A 20,769-nucleotide genomic window follows, 5' to 3' on the forward strand; every position below is an offset into this window, starting at 1 on the left:
ACAGTCCGCCCCCCTGATGGATGTGCCGATGGTCCAATGGGCCTGCCACCGGGGACGTTCGATAATTGCCGCAAGGTATAACCGAGATTGCCCATGTCCGACATCGTCATCGCCGCCGCCAAGCGCACTGCCATTGGCTCCTTCCTTGGCCAGTTCAACGGCGTCCCCACCCCGACCCTGGGTTCGGCCGCGATCAGCGCCGCCCTCGCCCAGTCCGGCGTTGCCGCTGGCGACGTTTCCGAAGTGATCATGGGCTGCGTGCTGCCCGCCAACCTGGGCCAGGCCCCGGCCCGCCAGGCCGCACTGGCCGCCGGCCTGCCGATCAGCACCGGCGCCACCACGCTCAACAAGGTCTGCGGTTCGGGCATGAAGGCCATCATGCTGGGCCATGACCTGATCAAGGCCGGCTCGGCCAGCATCGTGGTGGCCGGCGGCATGGAGTCCATGTCCAACGCCCCGCACATGCTGCCCAACTCGCGCACCGGCAACCGCTACGGCAACTTCCAGGCCGTGGACCACATGGCATGGGATGGCCTGACCAACCCGTACGACGGCCAGGCCATGGGCGTGTTCGCCGAAGCCACCGTCAGCAAGTTCGGCTTCACCCGCGAGGAGCAGGACGCCTACGCCATCGAGTCGGTCAAGCGCGCCCAGGCCGCCCAGGCCAACGGTGCCTTCAACGACGAGATCGTTGCGGTGAAGGTCGCCACCCGCAAGGGCGAGGTCGAGGTGGACCAGGACGAGCAGCCCGGCAAGTCGGACATCGCCAAGATCCCGACCCTGCGCCCGGCCTTCAAGAAGGACGGCAGCGTCACCGCCGCCAGCTCGTCCAGCATTTCCGACGGCGCTGCCGCGGTGGTCCTGCTGTCGGCCGACGATGCCGCCAAGCGTGGCGTGCAGCCGCTGGCCCGCATCGTGGCCCATGCCACCTTCTCGCAGGAGCCGGAATGGTTCACCACCGCCCCGCTCGGCGCGATCGGCAAGGTGCTGGAAAAGGCCGGCTGGAGCGTGGCCGACGTGGACCTGTTCGAGATCAATGAAGCCTTCGCCGTCGTGGCCATGGCGCCGATCCGCGAAATGGGCATTCCGCACGGCAAGGTCAACGTCAATGGCGGTGCCTGCGCACTGGGCCACCCGATCGGCGCCTCGGGCGCGCGCCTGGTGGTTACGCTGGTAAATGCCTTGCGCACGCGCGGCCTCAAGCGCGGTGTCGCATCGTTGTGCATCGGCGGCGGCGAAGCAACCGCAATTGCCATCGAATTGATCTGATTGGAATTTCTCAGATTTTCTCAAACCTGAATGCGTACCCGCTTGACACCCCAAATGGGCTTGTCATCATGTTCCCGGCGCGCAATGGCGCGTTGCCAAATTTCACGACGAGGATTCACAAATGAGCATCAACAAGCTGCTGATCGCGATGACCCTGGGTCTGGCCCTGGCTGCCTGCTCGAAGCAGGAACAGGCTGCTGACGCTGCCGCCGACGCCAACCAGGCTGCCACCGAAGCCCAGGCTGCTGCTGACCAGGCTGCCACCGCTGGCGCCGCCACCGCTGACGCCGCTCAGGCTGCTGCCGACACCGCCGCCACCGCTGCTGACGCCGCTGGCGACGCTGCCCAGGCTGCTGCTGGCGCCGCCACCGACGCCGCTGCCGGCGCCGCTGCCGACGCTGCCGACGCCGCCAAGGACGTCGCTGCTGAAGCCAAGGACGCTGCTGAAGAAGCCAAGAAGTAATAACTTCTGCTTCCACGCTTGTCTTGAAAAGCCGCTGGTTCGCCAGCGGCTTTTTTTATTGCCGGTGTCCGGCGCGTTGACAAGATCTGAATACGTGTCGCCCTAGATTGTGGCCGGGTTCCCACACAAGGAGAGACACGATGAAGCTGCTCACCCCGCTGCTGGCCACCAGCCTGGTCCTAGCCCTGGCTGCCTGCAACAACCCCGATGCCGAGCAGGCCAAGCGTGATGCCGCCGCCGCGGCACGCAACGCGGCCGATTCGGCCGCCGATGCGACCCGCGATGCCGCGCACGAAGCCGCCCAGGCCACCCGTGATGCCGCCGCCGAATCACAGCAGGCGCTGGACAAGGCCGCCGATGCCACCGCCCAGGCTGCCCGCGACGCTGGCAGTGCCGCCAGGGAAGCCGCCGCCGATGCCGACGCTGCAGCCAAGCAGGCCGCCGCCGACGCCAGCGCGGCAACCGCCAACGCCGCGCAGAAGGCCGCCGACCATGCGCATGACGTCGCCCAGGACGCGCGCGCCAAGGCCGACGAAGCCAAGCATTGACCTGAACCGCCACGCGGCCGCCTGAGCGCGGCTGCGTGGCGTTCTTCCCGCAGGCCCGAAGCCTTGCCGCCGAAGCAGCCCCATGCGGCGGCTTCGCCGCAGCGGCAACGGCGAACGGTTCAGGCCGGCAACGCGCGCGCCAGGATCCCTGCGAAGGGCAGGTCGGCGGGCAGTTGCCCGTAGACGCCACCACTGCGCGCAACCCGCGACTGCACGAACGCCTCCGCCAGCGGGCTGCCGGCTTTCCGCAGCACCACGGCCTGCAGCAGCACCGCCAACCGTGCCACCAGCGAGCGCGCATCGGCCTCGGCCACCTCACCGGCGGCCAGTTGCACGCGCAGCGCCTCCAGCGCAGCGTCATACGCCCCGCCCTGCCCTTCGGCCTGCTGCAGTTCATCCAGCAACGCCTGCAGTGCGCGCGGCTCGCGCGCCAATGCACGCAGCACGTCCAGGCACTGCACGTTGCCACTGCCTTCCCAGATCGAGTTCAACGGTGCCTGCCGGTACAACCGCGGCAACATCGACTCCTCGACATAGCCCGCGCCGCCCAGGCATTCCTGGGCCTCATTGACGAACGCGGGAACGCGCTTGCAGACCCAGAACTTGCCGATCGCGGTGGCGATGCGCGCGAACGCGGCCTCGGCCGGCTGGGTCGGGGCGGCGTCCACCGCCCGTGCCACCCGCATCGCCAATGACGTGGCCGCTTCCGATTCGATGGCCAGGTCCGCCAGCACGTTGGCCATCAGCGCGTGTTCGACCAGCCGCTTGCCGAACGTGCGCCGGTGCCGGGCATGGTGCAGTGCCTGTGCCAGCGCCATGCGCATCTCCGCCGCCGCACCGAGCATGCAATCCAGGCGGGTGAACATGACCATCTCGATGATGGTGGCCACGCCCCGCCCTTCCTCGCCCACCCGCCGCGCCCACGCCCCGCAGAACTCCACCTCGCTGGAGGCGTTGGCCCAATCACCCAGCTTGTCCTTCAGCCGCATCAGGTGGAAGGCATTGCGACGGCCGCACGGCAGCCGTCGCGGCATCAGCAGGCAGGTCAGGCCACCGGGGGCCTGCGCCAGCACCAGCCAGCCATCGGACATCGGTGCCGAGAAGAACCACTTGTGGCCGACCAGGCTGTATTCCCCGTCGACGGCCAGTGGCGTGGCCGTGGTGGTATTGCCGCGCACGTCCGAACCGCCCTGCTTTTCGGTCATGCCCATGCCCAGCGTGATGCCAACCTTGTCGCCGATCGGCAGGTCGCGCGGGTCGTAGAAGGGTGCGGCGGCCTTGTCGGCCCAGTCGGCCAGCGCCGGCTCCTGCCGCAGCACCGGCACCGCGGCATGGGTCATGGTCAACGGGCAACTGGTCCCGGCCTCGGCCTGGTGGTGCAGGTAACTCAGCGCCGCCCGCGCCACATGCCCGCCCGGACGCGGGCGATGCCATGACAGGCCAGCGACGCCGTGGGTTTTGGCGGTGGCCATCAGCTGGTGGTACGCAGGATGGAAATCCACCGTATCGATGCGATGCCCCTGCGCATCGTGGGTGCGCAGCTGCGGGCGCTGGCGGTTGGCATCGAAACCGGCGCGGTACAGGTCACCACCGGCCAGCGTGCCGTAGTGGCGCAGTTCGGCGCTGAAGAACGCCGCGCCCTCGCGCACCACCGCCTGCTGCAGGGCCAGGTCGTCCTGCCACAGGTCCCGCCCGCCGAAGGGCGGCACCTGGTTGTCGACGACGTGGGTTTCGAACGGTGGCGGCTGCGATGGCATGGCGTCGGCTCCCGGGGTCTGACACCCGATTCTGCCGCATGCCCGCCAAGGGCGTGCTAACGGCCGTGGTGTTCCTGCAGCGCGGCGATGAAGGCCTCCTCCAGCGGCAACCTGCCAAACAGGCCGTGCTGGGTGCCGCTGAGCACGCGCAGCATGTGTCCCCGGCCGCCCGGCATGCGCCCCATCGGCTTGAACAACAGGTCGCGTGCGCGCGCCACCCAGTCGCGGTCGGACTGGAACACCGGCGTCAGCCAGCGGCTCCAGAACTGGTACATGCCCACATGCGCCTTGCGCTGCGCCTGGTAGCGGGCCAGCGCCACATCGACATCGTCCTCGGCGCGCAGCACGTCGCGCAGCGCCAGCGCATCCAGCAACGCCATGTTCACGCCCTGGCCCAGCTGCGGGCTCATCGAATGGGCCGCGTCGCCGGCCAGCACCAGCCGCCCCCGGTACCAGCGGTCCATCACCGCGTCGCGGTAGCTGGCCCGCGCCAGCTGGGACTGCACGGTGACACCGTGCAGACGCGCGCGTGCTTCGGGCCACAGTTGCGCGATTTCTTCCAGCCACGGCGCCAGCCCGGCCTCCTCCCAGGCCGCAAAGCCATCACGCGGCAGGCTCCAGAAGAAGCTCAGGCGCGGCGTGTCGTCACCCGGGCGGGTCCCCACCGGCAGCAGCCCGATCATCTTGCGCGCGGCCACGTAGCGCTGCCGCAGTTCGTCGGCGAATGCCCAGTCATCGGCCGGCAACAGGCACCACAGGGCGCCCCACGGATAGACGCGGTCCAGCCGCGTACCCTGCACCTGCGCACGCAGGCCCGACGCCGAACCGTCGGTGGCGATCACCAGGTCGAACGGGCCATGCCAGTGGCCGTGCTGGTCCTGCACGCGCCGGGTACTGTCATCGATGGCGGTGATGCGGCTGTCCACGTGCAGCGCCGCGGATGCATCCCAGGCCTGGTCCAGCAGCGCGAACAGGGCGCCGCGCTGCATGCCCACGCCGTACAGTCGCCGGTCCAGCCCGGCGTAGGTCATGTCCATCACCGCCCGCCCGCACGGCGTCTCGCCATACAGGCGGCGCACCACTGCCCCATGCGCGAACACCTGCGGCAGCAGTTGCATCTGCCACAGCACCTGCAGGCCGGTCGGCTGCAGCAGGAAGCCCGCGCCCACCGGCCCCGGCCGCGGCACCTGCTCGAACACCTGCACCCGGTGCCCATCCCGGCTCAGCAGCACCGCCAGCGACTGGCCGGCCGTGCCGTAACCGACAATGGCGATATCCAACGACTTGCGCATTCCCAGTTCTCCCTGGCCCGGCCACGGCCACTAAAAAAAAACCCCGCCTCAGCGGGGTTTTTTCGGCACAACCGAGTGGATTACTCGGCCGGCGTGATATTGGAAGCCTGGGCACCCTTCGGGCCCTGGGTCACGTCATACGTGACGCGCTGGCCTTCCTGCAGGCTGCGGAAGCCCTTGGAATTGATCGCGGAGAAGTGCGCGAAGACATCGGCGCTGCCGTCCTCCGGTGAGATGAAGCCAAATCCCTTGGCGTCGTTGAACCACTTGACGGTACCGTTCGGCATGGTGATGCGAGACCTTGTTCGATGAATGGATTGATGCACGCTGAATGAAGCGCACGGACGGAGTATGCAAAGCTTGGGCCGGGAAGACAATCACCCCCGGGCCAGTTCTCCGACCAAAGTCGGCAAACCCGCCGAGGCGGCGTCCACGTTGGCCAGCACCTCGGCCATGGTGATCTCCCCGGCGTCGCCGCAGCCGGCGGCCCAGTTGGCGATGATCGCCAGGCAGGCGTATTCCAGCCCCAGTTCACGCGCCAGGCCCGCCTCCGGCATGCCGGTCATGCCCACCAGGTCACAGCCATCACGGCGCATCCGCGCGATTTCCGCGTTGGTTTCCAGGCGCGGCCCCTGGGTGGCGCCGTAGCAGCCACCGTCCTGCACCACCACGCCCCTGGCCTGCGCGGCAGCCAGCACCTTGGCACGGAAAGACGGCGTGTACGGATGGCCGAAGTCCACGTGCAGCACCTCGCTGCCTTCCTCCTCGCTGAGCGTGGAGATACGGCCCCAGGTGTAGTCGATCAACTGGTCCGGGCAGGCCAGCACGCGCGGGCCGAACTGCTCGGTGATGCCACCGACGGTGTTCAGTGCCAGCACCCGGGTCACGCCCAGCTGCTGCAGCGCGGCCAGGTTGGCGCGGTAGTTGATCTTGTGCGGCGGGATCGAATGGCCCTCGCCGTGGCGGGCCAGGAAGGCCACGCGCTGGCCGTTGAGCAGGCCGACCCGGATCGGGCCGGACGGAGCGCCGTAGCGGGTTTCCACCTCATGGGCCTGGACATCGTCCAGGGCGGCGAGCTTGTAGACACCGGTGCCGCCGATCACGGCCAGGGCGATGGGTTCCATGTTTGTTTCCTGAAGGTACGGGTACGCAATGGGGCCGGGCCGCGCCTGCGCACGACCGGCCCCACGTTTGGACAGCACGCACCCGGACCCGTCCGGTCCGGGTGCGGCTTCGTGTTTGTTACTGCTTCATCGCGTAGATGGCCGGCAGCGAACGCAGCGACTCGTCCACGTCCATGCCGAAGCCGAACACGAAACGATCCGGCAGGTTCACACCGGCGTAGTCGGCCTTGACGCCCGCCAGGCAGCGGTCGTGCTGCTTGACCGTCAGCACCGCGATGCGCACGTCGGTAGCCCCCTGCTCCATGCACCAGTCACGCACGCCCTGCAGGGTGAAGCCCTCGTCCAGGATGTCGTCGACCAGGATCACGCGACGGCCGAACAGCGCCGACACCGGGCGGTGCTTCCAGACCAGCTCGCCGCCGGTCTCGCCGTGGTAGCGCGAGGCCTGCATGTAATCGAACTGCGCGTCCTGGCCACGTGCGCCCAGTTCCAGCGCGAGCTGGCCGGCGAACGGCAGCGCGCCATTCATGATCGACAGGAACACCGGGACCTCGCCCTTGTAATCGCGCGCGATGGCGTCGGCGATACCGGCGATGGCCTTGTCGATGGTGGGACGGTCGACCAGCAGGTCGGCCTGGGCCACCGCTTGTTCAAGAGTGAGTTTGGACATCAGACAGTTCTTCCAAGGTTTTCAAGCAAACGGTTACGGGTATCGCCATGGCGGGTATCGGCGAGCAGGCCGCCCCAACCCATCGCGCCACGGCCGATCAGGCCGAGCAGCGCGGCGGTATTCAAGCTGCGGCCGGCCACGGCCTGCAGCGATTCTTCGACCAGTTCCGGGTGGCAGACCAGCACCACGTCGCAACCGGCATCCAGGTGGGCATCGACCCGGGCCTTGACGCCACCGGCGGCGAACGAAGCCGCCATGCCGATGTCGTCGGAGAACACCACGCCGCGGAAGCCCATGTCCTGGCGCAGGATCTGGTTGATCCAGCGCGGCGAATAGCCGGCCGGCTCGGGCGCGACCTGCGGGTAGATGACATGGGCCATCATCACCGCATCGGCGCCCGCGGCGATGCCTGCGCGGAACGGTACCAGATCATGCGTTTCCATTGCCTGCAGCGGGCGCGGGTCCACGGCGGTATCGACGTGGGTGTCCTCGCGCACCGTGCCGTGCCCGGGGAAATGCTTGAGCGTGGCGGCCATGCCGACCGAGTGCATGCCGCGCACGTAGGCCGCGGTCAGCGCGGCCACGGCCTGCGGGTCCTCGCTGAAGGCGCGGTTGCCGATGGCCAGGTTGCCGTGGCCGACATCGACCACCGGCGCGAAGCTCAGGTCCAGCCCGCTGGCGCGGATCTCGCTGGCCATCAGCCAGGCGTGCTGCTCGGCCAGGGCCAGCGCCGCTTCCGGGTCGGTGGCGAACAACTTGCCGAAGCCGTCCAGCGGCGGCAGATCGGCGTAGCCCTCGCGGAAACGCTGCACCCGTCCGCCTTCCTGGTCCACCGCCACCAGCAACGGGCGCGCGGTGGCGGCACGGATCGCCGAGGTCAGCTCGACCACCTGCGCACGCGAGGCGAAATTGCGCTTGAACAGCACCACCCCGGCCACGGCATCGTGCTGCAGCCAGTCACGTTCCTGGGCGGTCAGTTCGGTTCCGGCGACGCCGATCAAAAGCATGCAAAGACTCCTGGTCGCCGCAGGCGGCGGCGAAGCCGTGCATTGTCGCAGATGGCGCCAGCGCCGTCAGATGCTGCAGCCGTCCGGACCGCAGGCCTGTTCATCCTGCGCCGGGGCCGGCGCCAGCTCGGCGGCGACCTTGGCCAGTACCTCGGCGAACACTTCCGGCGGCTGCGCGCCCTGGACGGCATAGCGGCCGTTGATGACGAAGGTCGGCACCGACTGGATGCCCAGCGCCTGCGCCTGGCCCAGCCCGGCACGGACCTCGTTCATGCCCTCGTCCGAGGCCAGCAACGCCTGCACACGCTCGGCCGGGATACCGCCCGCCGCCGCGGCCTCGGCCAGCACCTGCGGGTCGGCCAGGTTGCGGCCCTGGGCGAAATGGGCCTGGAACAGCGCCTCCCCCACGGGTGCCTGCACGCCTTCACGCCCGGCCAGCCACAGCAGCCGGTGCGCCGGCAGCGTGGTCACCTTGACCTGGCCCTGGTCGAAGTCCATTGGCAGGCCCTCGGCCTGGGCGGTGGACTGGGTCTGGGCCAGCATCTGGTTGGTGCGCTCCACGCCACCGAACTTGGCGGCATAGGCCTCGCGCAGCGGTACCGGGGTTTCATCGGCATCCGGGGCCAGCAGGAACGGATGCCAATGCACCTCGACCTCCGGGGCCTTGTCGCCCAGCAGCGCCAGGCCGCGTTCGAAACGGTGCTTGCCGATCCAGCACCAGGGGCAGACCACGTCGGACCAGATGTCGATGCGCATGGGGATTCTTCTTTCGCAAAGGGGATGGATCAGCCTAGCGAAGTCTGCGCCGTCGGCGTTACGACCTGATGGATTGGATCGTGCCGTGGATGGGATGGTCGAGCGTCCCCCCTCCCCAACCCTCCCCTTGCCTGCGGCAAAGGGAGGGGGCGGTTCGTGCAGCGCGCTCAGATCACAGCGAAGCCCGCTCTGGCCCCCGCCCTTTGCCGCAGGCAAGGGGAGGGTTGGGGAGGGGTCTGCCGTTCCGCCGTTCAGCCCTTCCCGCTTCGCGGCCGAGGCCGCTCCTACCAGCGGCTGTACGGGTGCGAGGCCAACGCCAGGTTGTAATAACGCAGCTCGTCGGTCACTTCGGCACCCGCCCAGCCCGGCCTGTCGAACGTCTGGTCAGCGCTCTGCAGCTCCACTTCGGCCACCACCAGCCCGGCGTTGTCGCCGAGGAATTCATCCACTTCCCACAGCAGGCCGCCGTGGTGGACCAGGTGGCGGCGCTTGTCGATCAGCCCACCCACGCACAGCGCCAGCAGATCGCGCGCGTCACCCACCGGGATCGGGTAGTCGAACTCCTGGCGGGTGTGGCCCAGCTCGCGCGACTTGATGTTCAGGTAGGCCGCGTCGCCCTGGATGCGCACCCGCACCGAAGCCTTCTGCGCACCGCTGTCCATCGCCGCGGTGTCGTTGATGTAGCCCTGCGCCATCGGGATGACCGCATGCGCGGCGGCACGCCAGTCGTCGTTGGTGACCAGGAACTTGCGCTCGATCTCGATGCCCATGGCTTACCTCTTCTCGAAGACGGCGATGCTCTCCACGTGCGCGGTGTGCGGGAACATATCCATCGCGCCGGCACTGACCAGGGTGAAGCCCTGCTCGTTGACCAGGTAGCCGGCATCGCGTGCCAGCGAGCCCGGATGGCAGCTGACGTAGACGATGCGCTTGAATTGTTTCAGCGGCAGCTGCTGCAGCACGTCGATCGCGCCCGAGCGCGGCGGGTCCAGCAGCAGCTTGTCGAAGCCCTGCTTCATCCACGGCGTGTTGCGCTGGTCCTGGGTCAGGTCGGCGGCGAAGAACTGCGCGTTGTCCAGGCCATTGCGCTGCGCGTTCTCACGCGCACGCGCCACCAGCCCGGCCTCGCCCTCCACGCCCACCACTTCGCGCACGGTGCGTGCCAGCGGCAGGGTGAAGTTGCCCAGGCCGCAGAACAGGTCGAGCACGCGCTCGTCCGGCTGCGCGTCGAGCAGGGTCAGCGCATGCGCGATCATCTGCTGGTTGAGCTTGGCATTGACCTGGATGAAGTCCAGCGGACGGAACGCCAGCTCCACGTCCCATTGCGGCAACGCGAACGACAGCGGGACGCCTTCGGCCGGCCACAGCGGGTGCACCGACTCCAACCCACCGGGCTGCAGATAGATCGCGAAGCCGTGCTCCTGGCCGAATGCGGCCCATGCCTGCGTGTCGGCATCGGACAACGGCTGCAGGTGGCGCACGGTCAGTGCGATGGCGGCATCGCCACCAATGAACTCGATCTGTGGGATGTCGCGCTTGCCGTCCAGTGTCTCGATGAAGGCAGACAGCGCCGACACCTTGGTGCCGATCTCCGGGATCACGGTCAGGCACTGGCCCAGGTCGGCGACGAAGCGCGGGTCCTGCTCGCGGAAACCGACCAGCGTCTTGTCCTTCTTCTCGACGCGGCGCACCGAGAACCGCCCCTTGCGACGGTAGCCCCAGGCCTCGCCCGACAACGGCGGCAGCACGGTGCCCGGCGTGACGTGACCGATGCGCTCTAGGTTGTCCATCAGCACGCGCTGCTTGGCGATGATCTGCTGCGGCTCGTCAAGGTGCTGCAGCACGCAGCCGGCGCAGACGCCGAAATGCGGGCAACGCGGCGCGACCCGGTGCGTCGAGGCGGTGATCACCTCGACGGTGCGTGCCTCATCGAAATGGCGACTCTTGCCGGTCTGCTCGGCCATCACCGTTTCCTGCGGCAGCGCGCCGCTGATGAAGGTCACCTTGCCGCCCTCGCCTTCACGGCGGGCAACGCCGCGGCCGTCGTGGCTCAGGTCGAGGATGTCGGTCTGGAACGGGGTCTTGTCTATGCGGGATCTGGATCGGGCCACGTGGCGAACGGCTGCGGGCAAAAGGGGGCGTATTGTCGCAGAAGCGGGCCGGGAGGAACCCGGCCGCTTGCGCCTGACGATCCTGCGGCTAATATGCAAAAGGACGCTGGCATGGAGGCAGCAGATGAATACGCAACGACAGGGAACCATCCCGCACCTGCTGCTGGTCGAGGACGACATGACCAGCCAAGGTTTTTTCCAGTTCGCCCTTGAATCGCTGCCAGCGACGGTGGACATCGCCGACTCGTTCGCCAGCGCGCTGCGTCGCGCCGAATCCGCGCATTACGACCTGCTGCTAATCGACGTGAACCTGCCCGACGGCGATGGCCCGAGCCTGCTGCAGCACCTGCGTGCCCGCGATCCGCAGGTGACGGCGCTGGCGCATACCGCCGATGCCAGCAGCGAAATGCAGCAGAACCTGCAACGCGCGGGCTTCAGCGAAACGCTGATCAAGCCGATGAGCCGCGAAACGCTGCTCAAGGCGATCCGCCGCACCCTGGCCAAGTCCGCGGCCAACAGCAACGAAGTGGACGACAACCAGGAAGTCCCGGACTGGGACGAGACCGTGGCGTTGAGCGCGCTGAATGGGCAGCAGGCACACCTGCGCGCCCTGCGCGAGCTGTTCCTGTCCGAACTGCCCAACGCGCGCGATGCGGTGCGCCGCGCCCTGGAGCACCAGGACGAGGACGAGGCCCGCAGCCAATTGCACCGGCTCAAGGCCAGCTGCGGCTTCGTCGGCGCGCTGCGCCTGGCCCGGGCCGTGCGCCAGTTGCATGCCCATCCGGGCTCGGCACCGGCACGCCAGCAGTTCGAGCTGGCCGTCGGCACGCTGCTCCGCTGAGCGCAGGCCCTACTCCGCCGGGCGGCTCAGGTCGCCCAGCATCTCCCAGGACTTCAACCCACGCCCGCCCAGGTGGTGCAGCAGCACCGCGCGCATCTGCGGGCGCAGGCTGGCCAGGTCGGCGGCCCCGGGGCAACGGTCCTCGGCCAGGGCCAGCAATGCGGCACCGGTGGCCAGCGCGCGCCGCTCCTGGCTGCTGCGCTCGCTAAGCTGCCGCAATGGCCCCTCCTGCGGATCCAGCCGGTACCGGGCCGCCGGGTCGATCGGCTCACCGTCGGCCGCGCTGCTCCAGTCAAACCCCACCCCCAGCGCCTCCAGCAGGTCCCGCTCGAACCGCCGCAGCGACCAGGCCAGGGGGCCGTCCTGTTCCAGCCGCGCGCGCAGTTGGCCGTAAGCGGCATGCAGTTCCGGCAGCGGATCCTGGCGGGGCGCCAGCCGCATCACCAGTTCATTGACATAGAAGCCGGCCAGCATGGCGTGGCCATGCAGGCGCGGCGCCACATCACAACTTTCGGCACGGCGCAGCTGGGCCAGCTCACCGCCCATCACCGCATCGAAACGGATCGACTGCAGCGGCTGCAGGGCGGCCCGCATGGCCTGCTTCTTCGGCCCCTGCACGCCGCGCGCCAGCAGGCCCAGACGGCCATGCTCCAGGCTCAACACCTCGACCAGCAGGCTGGTCTCGCGCCAGGGGCGCGCATGCAGTACGTAGGCCGGCTGGTCTTCGATACGCATCGGGGGGAACCGGGACAGTAATCAGGGGGCGATGGCCGGCCTGTGAGGGCGTGCGGCCATGCCGGGTCGGGCAGGCGGGGAACGGCCAGCGCTCCCGCCCGCACTCACGGCTTACTCGCCGTAGCCGAAGGCCTTCAGGGCGGCTTCGTCGTCGGACCAGCCTTCGCGCACGCGCACCCAGGTTTCCAGGAACACCTTGGCTCCGAACAGGCGCTCCATCTGCAGGCGGGCCTTGGCACCGATCTCCTTCAGGCGGGTACCGCCCTTGCCGATCACGATGGCCTTCTGGCCTTCGCGCTCGACCCAGATCACCGCGCCGATGCGCAACAGCCCGCCGTCCTCGGCGAACCGCTCGATCTCCACGGTGGTGGCATATGGCAGTTCCTCGCCCAATTGGCGCATCAACTGCTCACGGACCAGCTCGCCGGCCAGGAAGCGCTGGCTGCGGTCGGTGATTTCATCCTCGCCGAACATCGGCGGCGCTTCCGGCACCAGCCCGATCAGGTCGCGCACCAGCGCTTCCAGGCCGTTGCGCTTGAGCGCGGAAATCGGGTGCACGGCGGCGAACTCGCGGCCAACGGTGATTTCCTGCAGGAACGGCAGCAGCGCGCCCTTCTCCTTCAGGCGGTCCACCTTGTTGACCACCAGCACCACCGGGATGCCGGCGTCACGCAGCACGTTGAAGGCCAGCGTGTCCTCCTCGTCCCAGCGCCCGGCCTCGATCACCAGCAGGCCGGCGTCCACGCCTTCCAGCGAGCTGCGCGCGGCGCGGTTCATCACCCGGTTCATCGCCCGCTTCTGCTGGCGGTGCAACCCGGGCGTGTCGACCAGCACCAGCTGGCCTTCCGGGAAGGTGGCGATGCCCAGCAGGCGATGGCGCGTGGTCTGCGGGCGGTTGGAAACGATGCTGATCTTGGCGCCGACCAGGGCATTGGTCAGGGTCGATTTGCCGACATTCGGGCGGCCGATGACCGCGACGCTGCCACAGCGATGGGAAGTGGTGTCGTTCACTTGGGATCCAGTTGTTCGATCGCGGCAGCCGCCGCCTGTTGTTCGGCCAGTCGTCGCGAAGTGCCTTCGCCTTCGGTGGTCACGGCCGGGTCAGCCACGCTGCAGCGCACATGGAAGTGCTTGGCGTGGTCGTCGCCGGTCTCCGATACCAGCTCGTATACCGGCAGGGGCTTCTGCCGGGCCTGCAGCCATTCCTGCAGGCGGGTCTTGGGGTCCTTCTCCGGCTTGCCGGCCGGCACCGCGGCCAGCGAGGCCTCGAACCACGGCAGCACGCGCGCGCGGCAGGCTTCGAAGCCGGCATCCAAGTAGATCGCGGCGACCACCGCCTCGACGGTGTCGGCCAGGATCGAGTCACGGCGGTGGCCACCGGACTTCATCTCGCCCGGCCCCAGCGTCAGGCGCTCGCCGAGGTTCAGGGTCCGCGCGATCACCGCCAACGCGCTCTCGCATACCAGCGAGGCGCGGGCGCGAGTCAACGCGCCCTCGTCGGCCTTGGGCCAACGGCTGAAAAGCGCTTCGGCGATCAGCAGGTTGACGATGCTGTCGCCGAGGAACTCCAGGCGCTCGTTGTGCGGAGCGCCGGCACTACGGTGGGTCAGGGCCTGCTTGAGCAGGTCCTGATCCTTGAATGGATGACCGATCAGGTCATTCCGTTGGAACGTCTTAGTTACCACTGCCTGAAGTCAGATCCTGGGAATGTTCAAAATTGCCAACGATGTCCAGGTTGCCGACCAGCGGGCGACGGACCTCGTACTTCACGTTCATCCGCCAACCGCCGTCGATGCGGTCGAACTTGATGTTGTCGCGCTTGATGCTCTCGGAATAGTTCATGTCCATGCGCTTGAAGAACATCTCCGTCGCCTTGCCCGGATCGACCTCGCCACCGGCACTCAGTTCAGCGGCCATCGACTTCATCGAGGACTTCATCCCGTAGTACTCCTGGTACATCGGGAACAGCTTCATCGCGATATACAGCGCGAAGCCGACCACGGCCAGCACCGTCACGAACGACAGCAGCGTCATACCACCTTGCTTGTGCTTCATAGCGATCTCCCCAGATACGCGTTGATGGATCATTGGATGCCCGTCCCGATCCGGGACGGTTCAAAACTCGCCTTGCAGAACCAGCCCGAGCAGTTGAGCCAGATCATGAAGGCCTTGCCGCGCAGGTTCTCTTCCGGGAGGAAGTGGGTCTGCGTCCAGAAACGGCTGTCTTCGCTGTTGTCGCGGTTGTCGCCCATCACGAAGTACTGCCCTTCCGGCACCACCCAGTCACCCTGCCCGCGCGGATCGGCGCGGCCCAGCAGTTCCAGCACGGTATGGGTACGCCCCGGCAGGTCTTCGGTCAACAGGCTGGCGCCGGTCATCTCCGCGCCCGGGCCCTTGCCGATGTACTCGCCCTTCTCCTGGTAGCCCAGCGGCTGGCCATTGATGGACAGGGTGTCGCCGTGGAAGCCGATGCGGTCGCCCGGCAGGCCGACCACGCGCTTGATCCAGTTCTGGTCCGGCGCGTGCGGCGGCTTGAACACCACCACGTCGCCGCGCTTGGGCTCGCCGACCGGGATGATCTTGGTGTTGGTGATCGGCAGGCGGAAGCCGTAGGAGAACTTGTTGACCAGGATGAAATCGCCGATCAGCAGGTTCGGCATCATCGAGCTGGACGGGATCTTGTACGGCTCGGCGACGAAGCTGCGCAGGACCAGCACCACCGCCAGCACCGGGAAGAACGCCCGGGAGTAATCGACGACGGCCGGCTCGTCGCCGTCCAGCAGGCCGGCCTTGGCCGCCCGGCGCTTGGCCAGGAACAGCTTGTCGGCCAGCAGGATCAGGCCGGAGCCCAGGGTCAGCACGACCAGGAGGATCTCAAACAGTTTCATTCACGGTCCTTTGCAGCGTTGGCCGGTGCATCGCACCGGCCCCAGAGGCTTGCTTACTTGTCCATCTGCAGCACGGCCAGGAAGGCTTCCTGCGGGATCTCCACGCGGCCCACCTGCTTCATGCGCTTCTTGCCTTCCTTCTGCTTCTCCAGCAGCTTCTTCTTGCGCGAAACGTCGCCACCATAGCACTTGGCCAACACGTTCTTGCGCATGGCCTTGACCGTGGTACGGGCGATGATCTGCGCACCGATCGCGGCCTGGATGGCCACGTCGAACATCTGCCGGGGAATGAGGTCCTTCATCTTCTCGCACAGCTCGCGGCCACGGCGATCGGCGTGGCTGCGGTGGGCGATCAGCGACAACGCGTCGACCTTGTCGCCGTTGATCAGCACGTCCACGCGCACGAACGGGCCGGCCTCGAAACGGACGAAGTGGTAGTCCAGCGAGGCATAGCCGCGGCTGACCGACTTGAGCTTGTCGAAGAAGTCCAGCACCACTTCGGCCATCGGCAGCTCGTAGCTGATCTGCACCTGGCTGCCCATGTAGGTGATGCTGATCTGGTTGCCGCGCTTTTCCTCGCACAGCTTGATGATGCTGCCGATGTACTCCTCGGGGGTGAGGATGTTGGCGCGGATGATCGGCTCGCGGATTTCCTCGACCGTGTTGATCGGCGGCAGCTTGGCCGGGTTGTCCATCATCACGATGGTCCCGTCGCTCTTGAGCACCTCGTAGATCACCGTCGGCGCGGTGCTGATCAGGTCGAGGTTGTACTCGCGCTCCAGGCGCTCCTGCACGATTTCCATGTGCAGCATGCCCAGGAAGCCGCAGCGGAAGCCGAAGCCCATCGCCTCGGAGCTCTCCGGCTCGAAGCGCAGCGCGGCGTCGTTCAGGCGCAGCTTGTCCAGCGCCTCGCGCAGGTCCGGGTAGTCCTCGGCATCGACCGGGAACAGGCCGGCGAACACGCGCGGCTGCATTTCCTGGAAGCCCGGCAGCGGTTCCGGCGCCGGGTCGGCCAGCAGGGTCAGCGTATCGCCGACCGGTGCGCCGTGGACATCCTTGATGCTGGCGTTGATCCAGCCCACCTCGCCGGCGCGCAGGGACGGCATTTCCTTGCGCTTGGGGGTGAACACGCCGACCTTGTCGACCTGGTGCCAGCGGCCGGTGGACATGACCTGGATCTTGTCGCCGGCCTTGATCTCGCCCTGCATCACGCGCACCAGCGAGACCACGCCCAGGTAGTTGTCGAACCAGGAGTCGATGATCAGCGCCTGCAGCTTGTTGCTGCCACGGTCAGCCGGGGCCGGGATGCGGTGCACGATGGCTTCCAGCACCTCCTCGATGTTCAGGCCGGTCTTGGCGCTGACCGCCACCGCGTCGGAGGCGTCGATGCCGATCACGGCCTCGATCTCGGCCTTGGCACGGTCGATGTCGGCGGTCGGCAGGTCGATCTTGTTGAGGATCGGCACCACCTCCAGGCCCTGCTCGATGGCCGTGTAGCAGTTGGCCACCGACTGCGCCTCCACGCCCTGGGCGGCATCGACCACCAGCAGCGCGCCCTCGCACGCGGCCAGCGAGCGGCTGACCTCGTAGGAGAAGTCGACGTGCCCGGGGGTGTCGATGAAGTTCAGGAAATAGGTCTGGCCGTTGCGGGCGGTATACGGCACCGACACCGACTGCGACTTGATGGTGATGCCACGCTCGCGCTCGATCGGGTTGTTGTCGAGCACCTGCGCTTCCATTTCACGCGCGCTCAGGCCGCCACACAACTGGATGATGCGATCGGCCAGGGTGGACTTGCCGTGGTCGACGTGGGCGATGATGGAGAAGTTGCGGATCATCCGCATTGAATCGTGGGACATAGGTAGCGGCGGCGCGCGGCGTCGTCAGGATAACGGGGCATTATCGCATGCCCGGAAGCAGCCCAGCACCAAGGCCTGAACGGGCTGAACGAAAGGAGCCGCCCGAAGGCGGCTCCCCTTGCAACGGCTGGGCCTGCGGGCTCAGTCGCCGGCGCGGATGGCCACGAAGGCACTGTTGGCACCGGCCCGGACCAGCAGCATCACCACGTCACCCTTCTTGTAGCCGGCCAGCTCCCGGTTCAGCGCCGCGACGCTGCCCACCGGGGTACGCCCCACCTGCAGCACCACCATGCCCGGGGCCAGTTGGGCCTCGCGGCCTGCCTGGCTGTTGACCCGGGTGATCCGGACGCCTTCGTTGGCCCCCAGCCCCAGCTGGCGGCGCTCGGGCGCGGTCAGGTCGGCCACGTCCAGGCCCAGCAGGGCGTTGGCGCCCACCTGCGGCTTGGCCTCATCAGCCGCCCCCGGGGCCGGGGCGGCCCCCTGCGCGTCCTCGGCCAGCTCGCTCAGGGTGACCGTGATGTCACGGGCCCGGCCATCGCGCAGGATCCCCATCCGCACCTTGCTGCCCGGCGCCATCGCGCCGATCAGCGGCGGCAGGTCGCTGGAGGAATTGATCTCGGTGCCATTGACCGAACGGATCACGTCGCCCACCTCGATGCCCGCCTTGGCGGCGGCACTGTCCGGCACCAGCTGGTTGACCAGCGCACCGCGGCCGTCCGGCAGCTTCAGGCCCTCGGCCGCGTCGGCGTTGATCGCCCCGACCATCACGCCCAGCTGGCCACGGCTGACCTTGCCGGTCTTCTTGATCTGGTCCACCGCATTCATCGCCAGGTCGATCGGGATGGCGAAGCTGATGCCCATGTAGCCGCCGGAGGCGGAGAAGATCTGGGAGTTGATGCCCACCACTTCGCCGCGCGTATTCAGCAACGGGCCGCCGGAATTGCCCTGGTTGATCGCCACGTCGGTCTGGATGAACGGCACATAGCGCTGCTCCTGCCCACCGGTGCTGCGACCCAGCGCGCTGACGATGCCGGCGGTGACCGAATGGTCCAGGCCGAACGGCGAGCCGATCGCCACCACCCACTGGCCCGGCTTGAGGGTATTGGAATCACCCACGCGCACGGTCGGCAGGTTCCGGCCCTCGATCTTGAGCAGGGCCACGTCGTACTGGGCATCGCTGCCAACCACCTTGGCGGTGAACTCGCGGCGGTCGCTGAGCTTGACCTTGACCGACTCGGCGCCGTCGATGACGTGGTGGTTGGTCAGCACGTAGCCGTCATTGGAAATGATGAAGCCTGAGCCCATGCCCCGGCCGCGCGGCCCGCTGTCCGGCGCCTGCTGGCCCGGCCCCGGCATCTGGAAATCCGGGCCGAAGAAGCGCCGGAAGAACTCCGGCATGTCGTCCATGCCCGGGCCATTGACCATGCGGGGGTTGCGGCGCGCGCCGATGATGGTCTCCACGTTGACCACGCCCGGGCCCACCTGGTCCACCAGCTGGGTAAAGTCCGGCAGGCCGCTGACCAGCGGTGCGGCAGGGGCCTGCGGGCGCGCCGCGGCGACCTGCTCGGTCGGGGCGGACGGGGCAGTGGTCTGTGCGCAGGCGGCCAGCGGCAGGGTCATCGCCAGCAGGCCCAGCATCTGGGCATGGATACGGTTGGACATCAGCGTCGAGCCTCCGATTCAGGAATTGGGGTCAAGGAGATCCGTCAGGGCAGGCGTGCAGCATGCCATCCGGGGTCAAGGGGGAAGGTCCGGCCAGCGCCTGTGGCCAGCCGGGAAGTACTCAGCGATGCAATGGCAGGCGCGGCAGGTCGGCCTGTTCGGCATCCTGCGCCGGCAGACGCGGCTCGAACGGATAGAAGGTCGCACCGCCCTGCTGGGCCGGGAAACTGGCATTGAACGCCCCGCCCTGCGACAGCGCCGAGCGCGGCCATGGACGTGCCTGCAGGGTGCCGGCCGCGGCGAACGGATCGGCCGCCTGCAGCGGGTCATGGACGGCGCGAGCGGCCGGCAGCACCGGCGCCGCGGCGGCGATTGCACGCTGCGGCTCGCTGGCCCGTGCCACGGCCGAGGCACGGGCGGCCTGTTGGGTCCGGGTGGCACTGCCACGCCGCGGCGCGGACTCACGGCGGGCCACGGCGGCTGCCACGGCCGGTGCCGCCGCAGCCAGGCCGGCGGCGTCATTGAGCACCGCGCCCTGCTGCGGTGCCGGGGCCGACGGCGCGGCCGGCGTCGCCACCTGTGCCGCCGAGGCGATCACCGGTTCCGGCGCACTGTTGTCAGGCAGTTGCTCGCGGGCCATGAACAGGGCCACGGCCGCCACCGACGCCGCCAGCGCGGCCCCGCCGCCCCAACGCCGCCAGCCACTGCGTGGCTTGGCCCGCGCGACCTGCACCGGCCCCTGCGCCTGGAGGTCGGCGGCAACGGCCGCCTGCACCCGCGCACTGAAATCCAGCGGTGCCGGGGCCACGGCGCGTCCGCGCAGCACGTCACCCACCAGCTGCCAGCGCTCCTGGCAGCTGGCCAGTTCGGTGTCGTGTTCGATCCGACGCAACAGGAAGCGCGCTTCGTCAGCGGCCAGCTCGCCATCCACCAGGCAGGACAACTGCAGGCGGTTGTGGAGGTCCAGCTTGTCGGGGGTGTCGGTCATTTCCGGGGTACGGCCTGTGGGGTTCATACGCGGCTCCGCTCACGGGTGGCACTGGCGGTGTCCAGCAAGGGGCGCAACTGGGCGTCGATGGCTTCGCGCGCACGGAAGATCCGCGAACGCACCGTGCCGATCGGGCAGCCCATCTTCTGTGCGATTTCCTCGTAGCTCATGCCTTCCACCTCTCGCAACGTAATGGCCGAGCGCAGCTCTTCGGGCAACGCGTCGACCGCCTTCATCACGGTCTGTTCCAGCTCCTGACGCATCAACTCGCGCTCGGGCGTATCGGTATCCCGCAGCCGGGTACCGCTGTCGAACTGTTCGGCGTCGCCGATTTCCACGTCATCGGTCGGCGGTCGCCGGTTGTGTGCAGCCAGGTAGTTCTTTGCGGTATTCACTGCGATTCGATGCAACCAGGTATAAAACTGGGCGTCGCCACGGAAATTCCCGATCGCGCGGTAGGCGCGGACGAAAGTGTCCTGGGCCACGTCCTGACATTCACTCCAGTCGGCGATGTAGCGCCCGATCAGCGCGATGATCCGATGCTGGTACTTGCGCACTAGGACATCGAACGCCGCGCTCTCGCCGCGCTGCACGCGCCGGACCAGCTCCAGATCCAGCTCCTGCGGTGTTTCAACCTCGGCCATAACGGGCCGCACTCCTGTCAGCCCAACCGACGTCGGGCGTTATGACCGCTGCTCGCGGAAAAAGTTCAGTCCCCTCGCCAGAGGGGGGCGAACCCGCTTTTAACTTCCGTTCGGATAGCCTGCCCTGAACCGGCGGCGGTGCGAACGCATCACAT

The 20,769-nt window shown here is 68.0% G+C and carries 22 protein-coding genes; 4 read left to right on the plus strand and 18 right to left on the minus strand.

The genetic code is table 11. From position 1 onward, the window contains the following. The first annotated feature begins 93 nt into the window (after positions 1–93). From AC06FE_RS02760 to AC06FE_RS02770, 3 genes are all read left to right on the plus strand, one after another. On the plus strand, positions 94–1,269 hold the full coding sequence (locus tag AC06FE_RS02760) for a thiolase family protein (protein WP_323439334.1): 1,176 nt from the start codon (positions 94–96) through the stop codon (positions 1,267–1,269). Between the two features lie 121 nt (positions 1,270–1,390). Further along, positions 1,391–1,732: a hypothetical protein gene (locus tag AC06FE_RS02765; RefSeq protein ID WP_132865173.1), complete on the plus strand. Its 342-nt coding sequence runs from the start codon at positions 1,391–1,393 to the stop codon at positions 1,730–1,732. 140 nt (positions 1,733–1,872) lie between these two features. Further along, positions 1,873–2,280 carry a hypothetical protein gene (locus tag AC06FE_RS02770; RefSeq protein ID WP_478072178.1) on the plus strand — a complete coding sequence of 136 codons (408 nt, stop codon included), beginning with the start codon at positions 1,873–1,875 and terminating at the stop codon, positions 2,278–2,280. A 119-nt stretch (positions 2,281–2,399) separates the two neighbouring features. Here AC06FE_RS02770 and AC06FE_RS02775 read toward each other — a convergent pair whose 3' ends face one another. The 9 genes from AC06FE_RS02775 to rlmD form a co-directional block, all read right to left on the minus strand. Further along, positions 2,400–4,037, minus strand: coding sequence for an acyl-CoA dehydrogenase family protein (locus tag AC06FE_RS02775; protein ID WP_478072179.1), 1,638 nt, complete (start codon positions 4,035–4,037; stop codon positions 2,400–2,402). A 56-nt stretch (positions 4,038–4,093) separates the two neighbouring features. Continuing rightward, positions 4,094–5,329 (minus strand): FAD-dependent oxidoreductase, encoded by a 1,236-nt coding sequence (locus AC06FE_RS02780; RefSeq protein ID WP_478072180.1) that lies wholly within the window; start codon positions 5,327–5,329, stop codon positions 4,094–4,096. A gap of 80 nt (positions 5,330–5,409) precedes the next feature. Next, positions 5,410–5,616: a cold-shock protein gene (locus AC06FE_RS02785; protein ID WP_005410590.1), complete on the minus strand. Its 207-nt coding sequence runs from the start codon at positions 5,614–5,616 to the stop codon at positions 5,410–5,412. Positions 5,617–5,706: 90 nt separating this feature from the next. Next, on the minus strand, positions 5,707–6,453 hold the full coding sequence (locus tag AC06FE_RS02790; protein ID WP_478072181.1) for an S-methyl-5'-thioinosine phosphorylase: 747 nt from the start codon (positions 6,451–6,453) through the stop codon (positions 5,707–5,709). 118 nt (positions 6,454–6,571) lie between these two features. Continuing rightward, the gene (locus tag AC06FE_RS02795; protein WP_132865178.1) at positions 6,572–7,123 is read right to left on the minus strand and encodes a hypoxanthine-guanine phosphoribosyltransferase; all 552 of its coding nucleotides are present in this window, start codon (positions 7,121–7,123) and stop codon (positions 6,572–6,574) included. Next, positions 7,123–8,130 carry a beta-N-acetylhexosaminidase gene (nagZ, locus tag AC06FE_RS02800; RefSeq protein ID WP_132865179.1) on the minus strand — a complete coding sequence of 336 codons (1,008 nt, stop codon included), beginning with the start codon at positions 8,128–8,130 and terminating at the stop codon, positions 7,123–7,125. Before nagZ ends, AC06FE_RS02795 begins: the two co-directional genes overlap by 1 nt. Positions 8,131–8,196: 66 nt before the next feature. Then, entirely contained in the window at positions 8,197–8,886 is a 690-nt protein-coding gene (locus AC06FE_RS02805; RefSeq protein WP_446540240.1) for a DsbA family oxidoreductase, read from the minus strand. Positions 8,887–9,170: 284 nt separating this feature from the next. After that, the gene (locus AC06FE_RS02810; protein WP_478072182.1) at positions 9,171–9,656 is read right to left on the minus strand and encodes a CYTH domain-containing protein; all 486 of its coding nucleotides are present in this window, start codon (positions 9,654–9,656) and stop codon (positions 9,171–9,173) included. A 3-nt stretch (positions 9,657–9,659) separates the two neighbouring features. Then, positions 9,660–10,997 carry a 23S rRNA (uracil(1939)-C(5))-methyltransferase RlmD gene (gene rlmD / locus AC06FE_RS02815; protein ID WP_478072183.1) on the minus strand — a complete coding sequence of 446 codons (1,338 nt, stop codon included), beginning with the start codon at positions 10,995–10,997 and terminating at the stop codon, positions 9,660–9,662. 124 nt (positions 10,998–11,121) lie between these two features. On the opposite strand from rlmD, the gene AC06FE_RS02820 reads away from it, so the two are divergent. Next, on the plus strand, positions 11,122–11,838 hold the full coding sequence (locus tag AC06FE_RS02820) for an Hpt domain-containing response regulator (protein WP_132865183.1): 717 nt from the start codon (positions 11,122–11,124) through the stop codon (positions 11,836–11,838). 9 nt (positions 11,839–11,847) lie between these two features. On the opposite strand, the gene recO is transcribed toward AC06FE_RS02820, so the two are convergent. The 9 genes from recO to rpoE form a co-directional block, all read right to left on the minus strand. Then, positions 11,848–12,573: a DNA repair protein RecO gene (gene recO, locus AC06FE_RS02825; protein ID WP_478072184.1), complete on the minus strand. Its 726-nt coding sequence runs from the start codon at positions 12,571–12,573 to the stop codon at positions 11,848–11,850. A 111-nt stretch (positions 12,574–12,684) separates the two neighbouring features. Further along, positions 12,685–13,584 carry a GTPase Era gene (gene era / locus AC06FE_RS02830; protein WP_132865185.1) on the minus strand — a complete coding sequence of 300 codons (900 nt, stop codon included), beginning with the start codon at positions 13,582–13,584 and terminating at the stop codon, positions 12,685–12,687. After that, on the minus strand, positions 13,581–14,258 hold the full coding sequence (gene rnc, locus AC06FE_RS02835; RefSeq protein WP_192288539.1) for a ribonuclease III: 678 nt from the start codon (positions 14,256–14,258) through the stop codon (positions 13,581–13,583). Before rnc ends, era begins: the two co-directional genes overlap by 4 nt. Then, complete coding sequence (locus AC06FE_RS02840; protein ID WP_192288538.1) at positions 14,248–14,628, minus strand: DUF4845 domain-containing protein; 381 nt, start codon at positions 14,626–14,628, stop codon at positions 14,248–14,250. The genes rnc and AC06FE_RS02840 overlap by 11 nt, the downstream gene beginning before the upstream one ends. Positions 14,629–14,657: 29 nt before the next feature. Further along, complete coding sequence (gene lepB, locus AC06FE_RS02845) at positions 14,658–15,461, minus strand: signal peptidase I (protein WP_478072185.1); 804 nt, start codon at positions 15,459–15,461, stop codon at positions 14,658–14,660. A gap of 53 nt (positions 15,462–15,514) precedes the next feature. Continuing rightward, complete coding sequence (gene lepA / locus AC06FE_RS02850) at positions 15,515–17,305, minus strand: translation elongation factor 4 (protein ID WP_165931246.1); 1,791 nt, start codon at positions 17,303–17,305, stop codon at positions 15,515–15,517. A gap of 156 nt (positions 17,306–17,461) precedes the next feature. Then, positions 17,462–18,982, minus strand: a complete 1,521-nt coding sequence (locus tag AC06FE_RS02855) for a DegQ family serine endoprotease (RefSeq protein ID WP_446540235.1) — start codon at positions 18,980–18,982, stop codon at positions 17,462–17,464. 121 nt (positions 18,983–19,103) lie between these two features. Further along, positions 19,104–19,997, minus strand: coding sequence for a sigma-E factor negative regulatory protein (locus AC06FE_RS02860; protein WP_478072186.1), 894 nt, complete (start codon positions 19,995–19,997; stop codon positions 19,104–19,106). Beyond that, positions 19,994–20,614 (minus strand): RNA polymerase sigma factor RpoE, encoded by a 621-nt coding sequence (gene rpoE / locus AC06FE_RS02865; protein WP_132865191.1) that lies wholly within the window; start codon positions 20,612–20,614, stop codon positions 19,994–19,996. Before rpoE ends, AC06FE_RS02860 begins: the two co-directional genes overlap by 4 nt. Positions 20,615–20,769 lie beyond the last annotated feature (155 nt).

This window comes from Stenotrophomonas sp. Steno-C18, from assembly GCF_056393195.1.

Excerpts from the sequence above, each read along its gene's own strand:
- AC06FE_RS02795 (WP_132865178.1), bottom strand. The coding sequence starts at position 7,123 with ATGTCCAAACTCACTCTTGAACAAGCGGTGGCCCAGGCCGACCTGCTG.
- lepB (WP_478072185.1), bottom strand. The coding sequence starts at position 15,461 with ATGAAACTGTTTGAGATCCTCCTGGTCGTGCTGACCCTGGGCTCCGGC.
- nagZ (WP_132865179.1), bottom strand. The coding sequence starts at position 8,130 with ATGCTTTTGATCGGCGTCGCCGGAACCGAACTGACCGCCCAGGAACGT.
- AC06FE_RS02765 (WP_132865173.1), top strand. The coding sequence starts at position 1,391 with ATGAGCATCAACAAGCTGCTGATCGCGATGACCCTGGGTCTGGCCCTG.
- AC06FE_RS02760 (WP_323439334.1), top strand. The coding sequence starts at position 94 with ATGTCCGACATCGTCATCGCCGCCGCCAAGCGCACTGCCATTGGCTCC.
- AC06FE_RS02805 (WP_446540240.1), bottom strand. The coding sequence starts at position 8,886 with ATGCGCATCGACATCTGGTCCGACGTGGTCTGCCCCTGGTGCTGGATC.
- AC06FE_RS02810 (WP_478072182.1), bottom strand. The coding sequence starts at position 9,656 with ATGGGCATCGAGATCGAGCGCAAGTTCCTGGTCACCAACGACGACTGG.
- AC06FE_RS02855 (WP_446540235.1), bottom strand. The coding sequence starts at position 18,982 with ATGTCCAACCGTATCCATGCCCAGATGCTGGGCCTGCTGGCGATGACC.
- AC06FE_RS02820 (WP_132865183.1), top strand. The coding sequence starts at position 11,122 with ATGAATACGCAACGACAGGGAACCATCCCGCACCTGCTGCTGGTCGAG.
- AC06FE_RS02785 (WP_005410590.1), bottom strand. The coding sequence starts at position 5,616 with ATGCCGAACGGTACCGTCAAGTGGTTCAACGACGCCAAGGGATTTGGC.
- recO (WP_478072184.1), bottom strand. The coding sequence starts at position 12,573 with ATGCGTATCGAAGACCAGCCGGCCTACGTACTGCATGCGCGCCCCTGG.
- lepA (WP_165931246.1), bottom strand. The coding sequence starts at position 17,305 with ATGCGGATGATCCGCAACTTCTCCATCATCGCCCACGTCGACCACGGC.
- AC06FE_RS02770 (WP_478072178.1), top strand. The coding sequence starts at position 1,873 with ATGAAGCTGCTCACCCCGCTGCTGGCCACCAGCCTGGTCCTAGCCCTG.
- AC06FE_RS02775 (WP_478072179.1), bottom strand. The coding sequence starts at position 4,037 with ATGCCATCGCAGCCGCCACCGTTCGAAACCCACGTCGTCGACAACCAG.
- AC06FE_RS02840 (WP_192288538.1), bottom strand. The coding sequence starts at position 14,628 with ATGAAGCACAAGCAAGGTGGTATGACGCTGCTGTCGTTCGTGACGGTG.
- AC06FE_RS02790 (WP_478072181.1), bottom strand. The coding sequence starts at position 6,453 with ATGGAACCCATCGCCCTGGCCGTGATCGGCGGCACCGGTGTCTACAAG.
- rpoE (WP_132865191.1), bottom strand. The coding sequence starts at position 20,614 with ATGGCCGAGGTTGAAACACCGCAGGAGCTGGATCTGGAGCTGGTCCGG.
- AC06FE_RS02860 (WP_478072186.1), bottom strand. The coding sequence starts at position 19,997 with ATGAACCCCACAGGCCGTACCCCGGAAATGACCGACACCCCCGACAAG.
- AC06FE_RS02780 (WP_478072180.1), bottom strand. The coding sequence starts at position 5,329 with ATGCGCAAGTCGTTGGATATCGCCATTGTCGGTTACGGCACGGCCGGC.